The organism is Paraburkholderia sp. BGA-UO-ETr-F21 (assembly GCF_059567925.1).
The window spans coordinates 609,185-622,884 of sequence record NZ_JCAQOY010000040.1 but is presented as its reverse complement, the minus strand read 5'-3'; the positions used below and the strand labels follow the sequence as shown (position 1 = coordinate 622,884).

The window sequence follows — 13,700 nt, the reverse complement described above, 5'->3', positions numbered from 1 at the left end:
CGGGTTCCGCCACACCTGACCGTTAGCCCCGTACCCTCATTGCTCTTCGGGCTCCGCACCCGAGAGCGCATCGCCGAGCAACCCGCTCGCCTCCTCGCCCGGTAATGCCTCGACATCGCGCAGTCTGCGGCTCATGACACGCGTGCGCGTTTCCGCCGCTTCGATAGAACGCGTGACGGTTTCCAGTTGCGCCTTTGTCTTCGCCAGCACGTCACCGAATTTGCCGAACTCCGTTTTCACCGCGCCGAGCACCTGCCACACCTCGCTCGACCGCTTTTCGATCGCGAGCGTGCGAAAACCCATCTGCAGACTGTTGAGCAATGCGGTCAGCGTAGTCGGACCGGCGATCGTCACGCGATAGTCGCGTTGCAGCAGGTCCGTCAGGCCCGGCCGGCGCAACACCTCCGCGTACAGGCCCTCGGTCGGCAGGAACAGCAACGCGAAATCCGTGGTGTGTGGCGGCGACACGTATTTCTCCGCAATCGTGCGGGCCTCGGCGCGAATCCGCGCTTCGAGCGCGCGGGAGGCTTCTTCCACCGCGACTGGATCGGCGCGCTCCTGCGCTTCGATCAGACGCTCGTAGTCTTCACGCGGAAACTTGGCGTCGATGGGCAGCCAGACCGGCGTGGCCACGCCGCCCTGCTCCGCGCGCCCGGGCAACTTGATCGCAAACTCGACGCGCTCCGTGCTTCTCGGCACCGTCGCGATGTTCTTCGCATACTGGTCGGCGGTGAGCAGTTGCTCCAGTAACGCTTCCAGCTGCACTTCGCCCCACGTACCGCGTGTCTTCACATTGGTGAGCACTTTCTTCAGGTCGCCGACACCGGCCGCCAGCGTCTGCATCTCGCCCAGCCCGCGGTGCACCTGCTCGAGCCGGTCGGACACCAGCTTGAACGATTCACCCAGACGCTGTTCGAGCGTGGCGTGCAGTTTTTCGTCGACGGTGCGGCGCATTTCCTCGAGCTTGACCGAGTTGTTCGCCTCGATATCCTTCAGCCGCTGTTCGATGGTTGCGCGCACCTCGGCGAAACGGCGATCGTTCGCCTCCGTGAGTTGCCCCAGTTGCAGGCTCAGCGTGTCGCCGAACTGCTTGAGCGAGCGGCCCTGCTCGTCGCGCGCCTGCTGGGCCTGCGCCTGCAGACTGTGGCGCACGGCGTCGAGCTGCTGGGCGAACCCGTCGATCTTGCCGGCCTGCACGGTCGTCATACTGCTGAACTGCGCCGCCAGCGTCTGCTGAAAGTGCGCGAAGCCGCTGCTCTGTTCAGTACGCGACACCCGCGCGGTCTCGGTGATGTCATTGCGCAGTTGCCGTTCGAGACGTTCGTAGGCGTGTGCTTGCGCGTCGGTCGAGGCGTCCAGCCGCTCGTTGAGCAGTTCGAACTGCTCGCTCTCTTGCGCGCGGCTGTAGCCGCGCATCAGCAAGGCCAGCGCAATGACCAATGCGACCGCCAGCACTGCGACGGCCGCCACCAGAATCATTGTCATGAACGCGCCTTGCCGATGACCTCGGGATTGATCGGATTCGGCGGCCGGCCCGCGCGCGGCCCTGCGCCCAGGCCCGCGATCAGATTGTCCGCGGCGAGATTCGCCATGGCGCGGCGCGTGGCTTCGGTCGCGCTGGCAATGTGCGGCGTCAGCACGACATTCGGCACGCTCAGCAAGTCCTGGTTCAGTTTCGGCTCGCCTTCGAACACGTCGAGACCGGCGGCGGCGATCTGCTTCGAGCGCAAGGCCTCGACGAGCGCCGCGTCGTCGACAATGCCGCCGCGCGCGATGTTGGTGAGCGTCGCGGTCGGCTTCATCAGCGCGAGTTCGGCGGCGCCGATCGTGTGATGGTTATCCTTCGTGTACGGAAGGACGAGCACGACGTGATCGGCACGCCGCAACAGGTCCTCTTTCGACGCGTATTCCGCGTTCAGCTCGGCTTCGATCTCCGGCGCGACGCGCGAACGATTGTGATAGATCACCTGCATGTTGAAGCCCTTTGCACGACGCGCCAACGCCTGGCCGATGCGGCCCATGCCGATCACGCCGAGCGTCGAGCCATACAGGTCGCTGCCGAGAAAACCGTCATACGCCCACTTCTGCCATTTGCCCGCACGCAGCCAGTGCTCCGATTCGGCGATACGGCGCGCCGCCGCCATCATCAGCGCCCAGCCGAAGTCCGCCGTCGACTCGTTCAACACGTCCGGCGTATTGGTGCCGAGCACGTTGGCCGCGGTGAAGGCGGCCATGTCGAAATTGTTGTAGCCCACCGCCATGTTCGACACCACGCGCAGACGCGGCGCCGCCGCGAGTACGCCCGCGCCGACCGGATCGCCCGCGGTGAGCGCGCCGTCCTTATCCGCGAGACGGCGCGTCAGTTCGTCGGCGGACAATACGTCGCCCTGATTCCAGTCGACGTCGAAATACTGTTTGAGCCGTTCGATCACGTCAGGAAAGATTGGACGGGCGACGAGGATCTTCTGCATTGCAATTCTCCGTATAGCGCGTCGAGTTCGATTGCCTCGGCGTCAGAAAAAAAGCCAGCCGGTCACGAGGAACAACGGCAGCAACACCGCCGCGGACCAGCCCATATACGCGAAAAAACCCGGCATGCGTACGCCGCGCGATTCCGCGATTGCCTTCACCATGAAGTTCGGCGCATTGCCGATATACGTGTTCGCACCCATGAACACCGCGCCAGCCGAGATCGCCGCGAGCGTGGTAGCGCCGGTGGTCATGAGCGTCTGCGCGTTGCCGCCGGCCAGGTTGAAGAACACGAGGTAGGTCGGCGCATTGTCGAGAAACGAAGACAGCAGCCCGGTCATCCAGAAGTACATCAAATCGTGCGGCTGGCCCGATGCGTCGTTGACCAGATGGACGATGCCGGCAAAGGCGCCCGCCTCGCCGGCACGCAGGATCGTGATGACCGGCGCGATCGTCACGAAGATGCCGGCGAACAGCTTGGCCACCTCTTCGATCGGCGCCCAGTTGAAGTCGTTGCCCGCGCGCGCCGTACGCGGCGTGAGCACCAATGAAAGCAACGTGACGCCGAGCAGCGCGGCATCGCGCACGGCATTCTGCAGCGCGAGGTGCGTGCCGAACACGTCGAACTGCACGCCCGGCTTCCACAACCCGCTCATCAGCACGAGCCCGACTACCGCGGCAAGAAGCACGAAATTGATCTTGCCGTCGATGCCGAGCAGCGGCGAGTCAGGCGTGGGATCGAGAAAGCGCGAGCGCTCTTCCTCACACCGATGAAAGTAGTACGAGTCGAGCGCATAGAACCCGATCAGCAGCACGCCGCAAATGAACAGCATGGGTAGCATCAGATGCGTGGTGGTCCAGAAAAAGCTCACGCCCTGCAAGAAGCCGAGAAAGAGCGGCGGGTCGCCCAGCGGCGAGAGCGAGCCGCCCGCGTTCGCCACGAGGAAGATGAAGAACACGACTACATGAACCACGTGCTTGCGATTGTCGTTGGCGCGCAGCAATGGACGGATCAGCAGCATGGCCGCGCCCGTCGTGCCCATGATGCTGGCCAGCAACGTGCCGAGCGCGAGAATTCCCGTGTTCAGACGCGGCGTGCCATGCAGATTGCCGCGCACGCAGATGCCGCCCGCCACGGTGTACAACGCCGTTAGCAGCACAATGAACGGAATGTATTCTTCGAGGAGCGCATGCACGAGCGTGCCGAACGCGACGCCTGTACCGAAGGTGAACGCGAACGGCACGAGGAACGCGAGTGCCCAGGCAGCCGCGATCTTGCCGAAATGGTGATGCCAGAACGCCGGCGCGATCAGCGGAAATACCGCGATCGACAGCAGCACGCCCGCGAATGGCAGCCCCCACAGCGCCGACAAAGTGGCGCCATCGAGCGTAGCGGCAGACGCCAGTTGCGGCCAGCCGGCCAGCGTCAGTGCAGCCGCGAACCCCATGCCCGTCCAGACGGCATGTCCTTTCATAGCGTTGAAATCCTTGTTATTGCCGGCAGCCGCGCGTGGGCACATGCGCCACGTGGCGCGGGCCGCGCTTGCCGTTCAGGCGCCCTGCACGACGATCACATGCACGCGGTAAGGCCCATGCGCGCCGAGCACGATGGTCTGCTCGATATCCCCGGTGCGTGAAGGCCCGGAAACGAAATTGACCGCGCGTGGAAGTTCGCCGCGTTCTTTGCGGATCAGACCGAACGCCTCTTCATGACCCGATACGATGCGTGAAGCCGGCACGATGGCAATGTGCGTTTCAGGCAGCAGACCAGCGGACGCATAAGTTTCCGGTCCCGACAGCAACACGAGCGTGCCGGTCTCGGCGGTCGCGCAGAAGCAGCCGGTCAGGCCGACCACGTCGCCGTCTTGCGGCTTGCGGAATTCGACAGTGAGGCCGGCTTCGGCCCACTGCAGATCCTGCAGCGTTTGCCAGGCGATAGCCTGCAACGGCAACGCATGTTGCATGAGGTAGCGATGCGCCGCGGCCGGCACGTCGCTCAGTGCCTGAACCGATTCGACGGTGGTCGCCATCTTCCGGGCCTGTTCGATGAAGCGCGCAACGAGGTCGGCCGGCATCTCGGGACGCGGCCCGGCAGGATGGCGCGCCAGGTAGTCCGCCGCCGCCTCGCGCTCGGCAGCGGATGGCTCCGGCTCGCGCCCTTGCGCCGCGCGGATGCGCGCCAGTATGTTGCGTCGGGCAATCGATGTATCCATGTGCGAAATCCTCGTGTCGACAGCCGTGCGGGATGGCGGGAATTATACCGGCCGCCCCGCGCGCGGCCACCTTGGCCAAACGGGATATTGCCGCGTCTCGCACACGCGGCTTACGCTGTATGCAACGGTGGTAGCCAGCTGCGAACCGGGTTACTTCGCCGCCTCTTCCTCGGGCTGCGCAATGCCGAACACCTGGCGCAGGTAAGCGAGGTAAGCCTTGTCTTCGCACATGTTCTTGCCCGGCGAGTCCGACAGTTTCGCCACCGGCTGGCCGTTGCAGCGAACCATTTTGATGACGATCTGCAGCGGGTTATAGCCGAGGTCGTTGGTCAGATTCGTGCCCACGCCGAACGCCAGCTTGCAGCGGCCGCGGAAGCGCTCATAGAGCTGCAGCACTTTCGGAATGTCGAGGGCGTCGGAAAATACGAGGATCTTGGTGCGCGGATCGCAGCGATTCGCTTCGTAGTGCTTGAGCAGACGTTCGCCCCACTCAAACGGATCGCCCGAATCATGGCGCGCGCCGTCGAACAGCTTGCAGAAATACATGTCGAAGTCGCGCAGGAACGCCTCCATGCCGTACACGTCGGAGAGCGCGATACCCAGGTCGCCGCGGTATTCCTTAGCCCACATTTCGAAGCCGAAGATCTGCGAGTCGCGCAGCCGCGGGCCGAGCGCCTGGCACGCCTGCAGATATTCATGCGCCATCGTGCCGAGCGGCGTGAGGCCGTGCTTCATTGCGTAGAAGACGTTGCTGGTGCCGGCGAACTGCTCGCCGAGGCCCTCTTTGAGCTTGAGGATCACTTCCTCGTGCCATTGCTTCGAGAAGCGGCGGCGCGTGCCGTAGTCGGCGATCTTGCAGTCGGCGAATTCCGGACGCGCGCCGAGCAGCTGGATCTTGTCGACGAGGCGGCCGCGCCCTTCGCTGTAGTCCGGCTTTTGCTGTGTATTGCGGAAGTAGACCTCGTTGACGATCGCGAGCATCGGGATCTCGAACAGGATCGTATGCAGCCACGGTCCCTTGATCTCGATGTCGATTTCGCCATTGCCCTTCGGCGACGGTTCGATCGAAATGTATTTTTCGTTCAAATGGAACAGCGCGAGAAACTCGATGAAGTCGCCCTTGATGAAGCGCATGCGGCGCAGGTAGTCGAGTTCGTCGTCGGTAAAGCGAAGCTGGCAGAGCTTGCGCACTTCCTCGCGAATCTCGCCGATATACGGAACGAGATCGACATTCGGCGTACGGCAACGGAAGCGATATTCCACGTTCGCCGCGGGAAAGTGATGCAACACCACTTGCATCATCGTGAACTTGTACAGATCGGTGTCGAGCAGCGAAGTAATAATCATGATGGTGCGAACTGGACTGCAGGAAAAACGGAAGGCCCGACACGAAAGGCCCGACTCAACCATGCGCATACGGCGCGCCCCGTGCGCACCGACCTGACGCATGTTACCCGAATGCCGCCGGATTCCGCGCGCCGCCGGGCGCTCGCACCGCGCGCCCAAAGAAGGTCTCCGTGGGTGAGCGCCGCGAAGCAGGTGGCCTTCAGCGCGCCATAAACTAATCACGAAAACGTATAAAAGGCATGGTGCGATGCTGCATGCGCCTCTTGACGTTACGATACAATAGCGCTTTTGGCGTTTGCGCCTCCCCAGATACCGCATGCAGGAGCTGCCTGAATGACTCACGTTGTGACCGAAAGCTGCATCAAGTGCCGCTATACCGACTGTGTCGATGTGTGCCCGGTGGACTGCTTTCGCGAAGGTCCCAACTTCCTCGCGATCGACCCCGATGAATGCATCGACTGCGCAGTGTGCGTAGCCGAATGCCCGGTGAACGCCATCTATGCCGAAGAAGACGTGCCGGGCGACCAGCAGAATTTCATCGAGCTGAATGCCGATCTCGCGAAAAGCTGGCCGAGCATCACCAAGACCAAAGCACCGCTGCCCGAAGCCGACGAGTTCAAGGACGTAAAGGAAAAGCTCGAGCTGCTCGTACGTTGAGTCTCGCAGCACGTCACATACGCAGCGGACTTCGAATGAAATCGAGATGAACGCAGGGTATTGACAGCCGCTTAAGCTCCTCCTACAATTTCGTTTCTCTGCTGTTGTTGTTCTGTTCCTCGATAGCTCAGTCGGTAGAGCGCCGGACTGTTAATCCGTAGGTCCCTGGTTCGAGCCCAGGTCGAGGAGCCAAGAATTGCAAAAGCCCGTTAACCAAGACGGGCTTTTTTATGTAGATCAAGCTGTACTGTTGTTCCTCGATAGCTCAGTCGGTAGAGCGCCGGACTGTTAATCCGTAGGTCCCTGGTTCGAGCCCAGGTCGAGGAGCCAAAAATTTTGAAAGGCCCGCATTCGTGCGGGCCTTTTCTTTTTCCGCGTCACATTTCTGCACGCCCGATCACAGCCCCGGGTCGATACTCTCGCAGCAATCCCGAACATAGCGGACGCTGTCCGCGCTCGCCTGCAAAAGCCCGATGATCGGCTCGCCGTTATACGATGGCGGCTTGCGGCATGCATCCCGCGCCAGCCCAGGCGCTCAATTTCTGGCGATCCCATGAAACCCACTTTGTTGCGCATCGCGCTCGCGGCGACCGCCGCGCTGCTGCTGCCTTCGGCACACAGCGAAGAAGTCGGCAGCGTCAATACCAATTTCCACGTCACGGGTTCCGACCGCGTGGTCGTAGAGGCCTATGACGATCCCGTGGTTCAGGGCGTGACCTGCTACGTATCGCGGGCGCGTACGGGTGGTGTCAAAGGGACGCTCGGCATCGCGGAAGATCCCACGGAGGCGTCGATCGCTTGCCGTCAGGTCGGCGAAATCCACTTCACGGGTCCTGTGAAGAAACAGGCCGACGTGTTTTCGGTGAGCATGTCGCTCATCTTCAAGTCGCTGCATGTGGTGCGGGTCGTCGACGCGAAACGCAACTCGCTGGTGTATCTCACCTACAGCGACCGGGTCGTCAGCGGTAGCGCGAAGAACAGCGTAAGTGCCGTGCCGATGCCGGCCGGCACGACGATCCCGCTCAAGTAAGCGCCCCGCCCTACGAAAAAACGCAGCCGGCCGATTCGATGGCGTGAATCGGTGGCCTCAGGCGGTGGGAGGAAAGCTACTGCTCGAACCGAGGCATCACGCTCCGGCAGGAGACACCCGCACGAGCCCTAGGTCGATGAAGCGCCGCCCGTCACGACGCGCTACACTGACCGGTCCTGCTGGACCTTCGCCATGACCACCGCCCATCGTTTCCAGGATTCCGCCCGCTACTGGCGCACGCCGCTTCTGCCTGGCGCGGACCTGCTCACGGCCGAATATCACGATCACGAGTTCACGCCGCATTGGCACGACGCGTACACGATTCCGGTGATCGTCGCGGGCGCCGAGGGTTATCGGTACCTCGGTTCCGACTACGTGGCCGAAGCCGGCAGCGTGCCGATCATCAATCCCGGCGAGTTGCACACCGGCTCGAAGGCGGTCGAGGCGGGCTGGCGGTATCGCGTGATGTATGCGCCGGTGGATTTCATCCATTCACTTGCCAATGAAGTCAGCGGCAAACCGCAGGCGTTGCCGTGGTTTGCGCCCGGCGTGATCCGCGATCCTGATCTCGCTACGCGGCTCGCGCACGCGCATCGCCTGCTGGAAGCCGGCGACGACGCGCTTGCCGCCGAGGCCGCCATGCTCGACGCGTTGTCCACGCTGCTGGTGCGCTATTCGCAAACGCGCCCGGCACGCGCCCGCCTCGCCACCGACGACACACGCGTGGCGCTCATGCAGGAATGCCTGACGGGCGACCTCGCCGAACCCGTCACACTCGCCGAAGTCGCTCAGGCGGCCGGGCTTTCGCCGTTCCACGCGGCACGTCTTTTCACTCAAACGACCGGCTTGCCGCCGCATGCATGGCGCAATCAGGTGCGCTTGCAGCGCGCGCTCGCGCCATTGCGCGCCGGCGTATCGGTCACGGATGTCGCCGCCGCCAGCGGCTTCACCGACCAGAGCCATTTCACGCGGCATTTCCGGCGGATGTTCGGCGTGCCGCCCGGACGCTGGCAAGGGGTCTAACTGGGTGTGGGTGTTGGCGTGGGCACCGGCGTTGGGCGAGCTGTGCGTCCGGCGGCCTCAAAAAGTCCAGCCGCTAAAGACAGCCTTAGCGCGAACGTTGCCGGCGACCTTTACCGCCGTTCCGGGCGCTCTAACCGCCAGAGACAACCCTAGCGCGAACGTTGCCGGCGACCTGTGCACGCCCGCTGCCTGGGACGCCGCGGCCGCCGCCGTCATCCCAGCACGAAATTTGCTGCCAACCTTTGCGCGCGCCGCCGCGTCGCTCATTCCGGCCGCACGACACGCCCTGGCGCGCAAGCCCCCAACCAACGACATCGCCACGCGTCAGCGCATCGAGTCACGCCCAGCCGCAAGAACGTACAAGCCCCGCTGGCCAGCCCCCGCTAAGCTTCCCGATTCAAGGAGGCAAGATTGACCCATTCCACCGCAGGCCAGCCCACGAGCCATGGCCATCTAAAAGAGTTCACCGCCGGCGCGCGCGACATCATTCCGATGATGGTCGGCGCGGCGCCTTTTGGCGTCATTTTCGGCACACTCGTCGCATCCGGTCCGCTGCACCTCTGGCACGGGCAGTTGATGTCGCTCGTCGTGTTCGCCGGCTCCGCGCAATTCATCGCACTCGGCCTGATCGCAGGTCACGCGAGTTTCGCCGTGATCTGGGCGACTACGCTGGTGGTCAATTTGCGTCACGTGCTGTACAGCGCCACGCTCGCACCGCACGTCGCGCATCTGTCGGCGCGCTGGCGCTGGGCGCTCGGCGCGCTGCTCACGGACGAAGTCTTCGCCGTCGCGTGGGAGCATTACCGGCATCGGGAGCCCGGCACGGTCGGCCCGCACTACTTCTTCGGCGCGGGTCTCGCCATGTACCTGAACTGGCAGATCTGGACCGTCGCCGGCCTGTTGTTCGGGGCGGCCTTTCCGGGATTGCAATCGCTCGGCCTCGATTTCGCGATGGTCGCCACCTTTATCGCGATCGTCGTGCCGCAACTCGTGGCGCTGCGCTATATCGCGGCCGCAGTGACCGCGGGCACGCTGGCCTTCTTCTGGCAGGCGTGGCCGTACAAGCTCGGGCTGCTCGGCGCGGTATTCGCGGGCGTGGCGATCGGCGTCCTGCTGTCGACCTCGCGCCCCAACCTGCGCGGCACGGGCAAAACCGCGGAGGCGTCCCGATGAACTACGTCGTTCTGATTCTCGGCATGGCGGCCATCACATGGGTGATCCGCGCCGCGGTCTTCGTGCTCGGCGACCGGCTCGTGTTTCCGCCGCTTGTGCGCACCGCCCTCGGCTTCGTACCGGTCACCGTGCTGACCGCGATCATCGTGCCGATGGCGGTTTCACCGCACGGCAGCAATGCCGAGCTGACCTGGCGCAATCCGCAACTGGTCGGCGCGCTGGCCGCGGTGCTCGTCAGCGCGGTCACACGGCGGCCGCTTCTGACCATTGCGGTCGGCCTGGCGGTGTTTTTTGTCTGGCAATGTATTGTGCTGAAATAGGTGCATGCCGCCTTCATGGCGGCATCCCGGTCGTCCGGCTTGCGACACGCAAGCGCATGCCGGGCGACGCTTCCCTCTAAAGCGAGCGCACCCGTCCCGCACGCCCTTAAGTTTCCCCCCGATCCGCCGTTATGCAGTCGAGGTCCGCTCATCGGGATACGTCCCGCTGGTTACGCGGCAACAGGCAGGAATCAAGCGCGCGGGCATCGAACGTCGCGTCTCCCAAGGCCCGCGCGGCCGGGTGGCGCGGCGAAGCCGCGCGGCAGGACCAAACGGGATAACTCATGGGTCAAATCACCCTCACGCTCAAAGACGAGACCATTGCGACACTGCGCAAGGATTTCGACGCTTTTCTGCGGGTATCGCTGAAGCTCGATCCGCAGTTCGCGACGCCGTCGTTTGAGGATTTTTTGCGCGCCAAGCTGCTCGACAATATGGTGCCGCTGACCGAACACGCCGTTCAGCGGATGTTGCAGGGCGGCCAGTACGCGTGGGCCAAACGAACCCTCGACAAGGAGTTTCCGGACGTCGTCGCGATCCTGATGCGGCAAGCGGGCGAATTCGGCTTCGGTTTCGCGGCCCGCTCGGAATGGACGCCGGAAGAACTCGCCAAGCAGTGCCGCGACTGGGCGGCGGCGATCGTCAAGGAAGCGGAAGGCGACGCCACGCTGGTCGACCCGCTCGCGGCGCAGATCAAGAGCGCGGCGCAGGACATTCAGGCGCTCGAGGAAGTCATGCAGACACCGGCCTGGAGGCTGGTGGAATCGCTGCGCCAGCGCGTCTACGAGGCCAAGGTGGCGTGCGAAACGAGCGTGGGGAGCACCGCGCGCGAAAAGCTCGGCGAACTGCGCGGGCTTCTGCGGCTGGGCATCTCGCACGGCTCGTTCCAGAAACAGGAAGCGCAACAGATCATGGAATTCCTGCGTTTGCTCAAGCCGGAGATTTTCGTCGAAGAGCCGTACGACGTGTTCTCGCGCATGGCGGCGTGGCTGCGCAACTTCTTCGTGCCGCCGCGTCCGGCCCCTCAGCAGCAACAACGGCAGTCGCGCTGAAGATCGAGGCCTTCAGACGGCAGGCGCCGCGCACGTAACGGCGGCGCCTGCCGCATTCTCAATCCCACATCTTCCTGAGTTTCGCCGCGATCTCGATCTTCGCCTGCGCGGCGGCGGCCAGCCCGGTCGCCGTGGGCGCGCTCGGGACCGCCACCCGCGGCCACGCGTAGGCGTCGAACAGCGGCATGAGATGCGCGGGAATAAAGCGCGTACGCGACGCCCACACGTGACGATCACCCATATGCGTCTGGTTGTGCACGTAAAAGCGCTGCGGCACGATGATATGCAGATCCTCTTTCGCGCGCGTCATCGCCACGTAGAGCAGGCGGCGCTCCTCGTCGATTTCCTCCTCGCTGCCAGTGCCGAGGTCGGACGGAATGCAGCCGTCCACACCGTTCAGCACGAACACGTTGCGCCACTCCTGCCCCTTCGCGGAATGAATCGTGGAGAGGATCAGGTAGTCTTCGTCGAGCAACGGCACGCCGGATTCGTCGCTGGTGGCATCGGGCGGATCGAGCGTCAGCTCGGTCAGAAAGCGTTCACGCGACGCATACGTGCCCGCGATGCTCTCCATCTGCAACACGTCCGCATGACGGATCGCGGCGTCCTCGTGGTTGCGCTCGAGATGCGGCTCGTACCACCGGCGCACCATCTCGAACTCGGCGGGCCACGGCGTCTGGCGGCCGTACACGCTCGACATCAGCTTGACGAACGGATGCCAGTCTTCCTGCGCGCGAGCCGGCGCGGCGAAGGCCGCCAATGCGCCACCGGCGGTGTCGGCGGGATTGCCGCTGCCCGCGCGCGCGACGATCTCGTCGAGCACCTTCGCAGCCGTGGCCGGGCCAACGCCCGGCAGCAGCTGCACGACGCGAAAGCCGGCTACGCGGTCGCGCGGATTTTCCGCCCAGCGCAGCACGGCGAGCACGTCTTTCACGTGCACTGAATCGAGAAACTTCAAGCCGCCGAATTTCACGAATGGGATGTTGCGCCGGGTCAGTTCGATCTCCATCGCGGCGCTGTGATGCGCTGCGCGAAACAGCACCGCCTGTGATTTGAGCTTCATGCCTTGCTCGCGCGCTTCGAGCACCTGTTCGACGATGTAGCGCGCCTGATCGGCCTCGTCGGCGACGCTCACGAGGCGCGGGCGCTGCGCCGACGCCTTGTCGGTCCAGAGATTTTTCGTATAGCGCTCGCTGGCCAGTTCGATCACCGCGTTCGACGCCGCCAGAATCGGCGCGGTCGACCGGTAATTGCGCTCGAGCGTGACCTGTTTGGCCGGCGGGTCGAAATGCGCGGGGAAATCGAGAATGTTGCGCACGGTCGCACCGCGAAACGAATAGATAGACTGGGCGTCGTCGCCGACCACGGTCAGGCCGCGGCCGTCCGGCTTCAATGCGAGCAGGATCGACGCCTGCAGACGGTTGGTGTCCTGATATTCGTCCACCAGCACGTGATCGAAGCGCGCCGACAGGTCGGCGGCGATCGCCGGCTCGGCCGCCATGTGCGACCAGTAAAGCAGCAGGTCGTCGTAGTCCAGCACGCTCTGCTTCTGTTTGGCCTCGACATAAGCCGCGAACAGCCTGCGCAGATCGGCTTCCCATTCACGGCACCAGGGGAACGCACTGTCGAGCACCTGGCCGAGCGACGCGCCGGTGTTCACAACGCGCGAGTAAATGGCAAAGCACGTGCCCTTGGCCGGGAAACGCCGCTCTTTCGCCGACAAACCGAGCTCGTGGCGCACGAGATTCATCAGGTCGGCGGAATCTTCGCGGTCGTTGATCGTAAAGGCCGGCGCGAGGCCGATCAGGTCCGCGTACTCGCGCAACAGCCGCGCGCCCACGCTATGGAACGTGCCGGACCATGTCAGCCCTTGCGCGAGCGCGGCTCGCGTGCCGAGCGCCGCGCCGGCGATGCGCGTGACGCGCCGGGTCATTTCGAGCGCGGCGCGACGGGAAAACGTTAGCAGCAGGATGCGGCGCGGATCGGCGCCGTTCACCACCAGATTGGCGACCCGGTGCGCGAGGGTGTTGGTCTTGCCGGAACCGGCACCCGCGATCACCAGCAATGCGCCGGGCGGCGCGGCAGGCGTGTCGGCGCCGTATTCGACGGCTTCGCGCTGCGCGTCGTTGAGCTTTGCCAGCCAGGCGGCGGTATCGAACGACGGGGATTCGGCGACGGAGAGCACGATCGGTTTGGACGTTAGGTGGATTCAGTACGGCGACGCATACTGTATATCCATACAACCCTCGTCGACAAGCGACCCTTTTTTCGACCGCGCCCCGGGCGGCCGGCATCCCGCCGCATGACAATTGCGCGCAGGAAAAAAATGGCCCGTGGCGTGGAAGCGCACGGGCCATTTCTTTGAAAGCGCAACGCGGAGACGTTCACACGTCGTCGCGAGGCCAGCTATCAAGCC

The 13,700-nt window shown here is 64.0% G+C and carries 12 protein-coding genes and 2 tRNA genes; 8 read left to right on the top strand and 6 right to left on the bottom strand.

The window, feature by feature from the left end; all coding sequences use genetic code 11:
- Window positions 1-36 precede the first annotated feature (36 nt).
- The 5 genes from AC57B1_RS35235 to pncB form a co-directional block, all read right to left on the bottom strand.
- Window positions 37-1,485, bottom strand: coding sequence for a DNA recombination protein RmuC (locus AC57B1_RS35235; protein WP_408353743.1), 1,449 nt, complete (start codon window positions 1,483-1,485; stop codon window positions 37-39).
- Entirely contained in the window at window positions 1,482-2,471 is a 990-nt protein-coding gene (locus tag AC57B1_RS35230) for a 2-hydroxyacid dehydrogenase (protein ID WP_408353745.1), read from the bottom strand. The genes AC57B1_RS35235 and AC57B1_RS35230 overlap by 4 nt, the downstream gene beginning before the upstream one ends.
- Window positions 2,472-2,513: 42 nt before the next feature.
- On the bottom strand, window positions 2,514-3,944 hold the full coding sequence (locus AC57B1_RS35225; RefSeq protein WP_496420008.1) for a sodium:proton antiporter: 1,431 nt from the start codon (window positions 3,942-3,944) through the stop codon (window positions 2,514-2,516).
- Window positions 3,945-4,019: 75 nt separating this feature from the next.
- Window positions 4,020-4,682: a LutC/YkgG family protein gene (locus tag AC57B1_RS35220; protein WP_408353749.1), complete on the bottom strand. Its 663-nt coding sequence runs from the start codon at window positions 4,680-4,682 to the stop codon at window positions 4,020-4,022.
- Between the two features lie 150 nt (window positions 4,683-4,832).
- Window positions 4,833-6,029 (bottom strand): nicotinate phosphoribosyltransferase, encoded by a 1,197-nt coding sequence (gene pncB, locus AC57B1_RS35215; RefSeq protein ID WP_408185429.1) that lies wholly within the window; start codon window positions 6,027-6,029, stop codon window positions 4,833-4,835.
- 333 nt (window positions 6,030-6,362) lie between these two features.
- Here pncB and fdxA point away from each other — a divergent pair, with 333 nt between their 5' ends.
- The 8 genes from fdxA (at window position 6,363) to AC57B1_RS35175 (ending at window position 11,284) form a co-directional block, all read left to right on the top strand.
- The gene (gene fdxA, locus AC57B1_RS35210) at window positions 6,363-6,686 is read left to right on the top strand and encodes a ferredoxin FdxA (protein ID WP_091792539.1); all 324 of its coding nucleotides are present in this window, start codon (window positions 6,363-6,365) and stop codon (window positions 6,684-6,686) included.
- A 116-nt stretch (window positions 6,687-6,802) separates the two neighbouring features.
- A tRNA-Asn gene (locus AC57B1_RS35205) sits at window positions 6,803-6,878 on the top strand.
- Between the two features lie 62 nt (window positions 6,879-6,940).
- Window positions 6,941-7,016: transfer RNA gene (locus AC57B1_RS35200), tRNA-Asn, on the top strand.
- Window positions 7,017-7,239: 223 nt separating this feature from the next.
- Window positions 7,240-7,716, top strand: a complete 477-nt coding sequence (locus AC57B1_RS35195) for a CreA family protein (protein ID WP_091792538.1) — start codon at window positions 7,240-7,242, stop codon at window positions 7,714-7,716.
- 192 nt (window positions 7,717-7,908) lie between these two features.
- On the top strand, window positions 7,909-8,739 hold the full coding sequence (locus AC57B1_RS35190) for an AraC family transcriptional regulator (RefSeq protein WP_408353751.1): 831 nt from the start codon (window positions 7,909-7,911) through the stop codon (window positions 8,737-8,739).
- Window positions 8,740-9,150: 411 nt separating this feature from the next.
- The gene (locus AC57B1_RS35185) at window positions 9,151-9,912 is read left to right on the top strand and encodes an AzlC family ABC transporter permease (protein ID WP_408186936.1); all 762 of its coding nucleotides are present in this window, start codon (window positions 9,151-9,153) and stop codon (window positions 9,910-9,912) included.
- Window positions 9,909-10,232, top strand: a complete 324-nt coding sequence (locus AC57B1_RS35180; RefSeq protein WP_091792535.1) for an AzlD domain-containing protein — start codon at window positions 9,909-9,911, stop codon at window positions 10,230-10,232. Before AC57B1_RS35185 ends, AC57B1_RS35180 begins: the two co-directional genes overlap by 4 nt.
- A 284-nt stretch (window positions 10,233-10,516) precedes the next feature.
- A complete protein-coding gene (locus tag AC57B1_RS35175) occupies window positions 10,517-11,284 on the top strand; it encodes a DUF4088 family protein (RefSeq protein ID WP_091792534.1) in 768 nt (255 codons plus the stop codon).
- A 58-nt stretch (window positions 11,285-11,342) separates the two neighbouring features.
- Here the strand turns inward: AC57B1_RS35175 and AC57B1_RS35170 are convergent, their stop codons facing one another.
- Window positions 11,343-13,469: an ATP-dependent helicase gene (locus tag AC57B1_RS35170; RefSeq protein WP_496420007.1), complete on the bottom strand. Its 2,127-nt coding sequence runs from the start codon at window positions 13,467-13,469 to the stop codon at window positions 11,343-11,345.
- Between the last annotated feature and the right edge of the window lie 231 nt (window positions 13,470-13,700).

What these genes read in the sequence shown, in the direction of transcription:
- AC57B1_RS35235 (WP_408353743.1), bottom strand. Translation starts at nt 1,485, where the DNA reads ATGACAATGATTCTGGTGGCGGCCGTCGCAGTGCTGGCGGTCGCATTG.
- AC57B1_RS35230 (WP_408353745.1), bottom strand. Translation starts at nt 2,471, where the DNA reads ATGCAGAAGATCCTCGTCGCCCGTCCAATCTTTCCTGACGTGATCGAA.
- AC57B1_RS35225 (WP_496420008.1), bottom strand. Translation starts at nt 3,944, where the DNA reads ATGAAAGGACATGCCGTCTGGACGGGCATGGGGTTCGCGGCTGCACTG.
- AC57B1_RS35220 (WP_408353749.1), bottom strand. Translation starts at nt 4,682, where the DNA reads ATGGATACATCGATTGCCCGACGCAACATACTGGCGCGCATCCGCGCG.
- pncB (WP_408185429.1), bottom strand. Translation starts at nt 6,029, where the DNA reads ATGATTATTACTTCGCTGCTCGACACCGATCTGTACAAGTTCACGATG.
- fdxA (WP_091792539.1), top strand. Translation starts at nt 6,363, where the DNA reads ATGACTCACGTTGTGACCGAAAGCTGCATCAAGTGCCGCTATACCGAC.
- AC57B1_RS35195 (WP_091792538.1), top strand. Translation starts at nt 7,240, where the DNA reads ATGAAACCCACTTTGTTGCGCATCGCGCTCGCGGCGACCGCCGCGCTG.
- AC57B1_RS35190 (WP_408353751.1), top strand. Translation starts at nt 7,909, where the DNA reads ATGACCACCGCCCATCGTTTCCAGGATTCCGCCCGCTACTGGCGCACG.
- AC57B1_RS35180 (WP_091792535.1), top strand. Translation starts at nt 9,909, where the DNA reads ATGAACTACGTCGTTCTGATTCTCGGCATGGCGGCCATCACATGGGTG.
- AC57B1_RS35175 (WP_091792534.1), top strand. Translation starts at nt 10,517, where the DNA reads ATGGGTCAAATCACCCTCACGCTCAAAGACGAGACCATTGCGACACTG.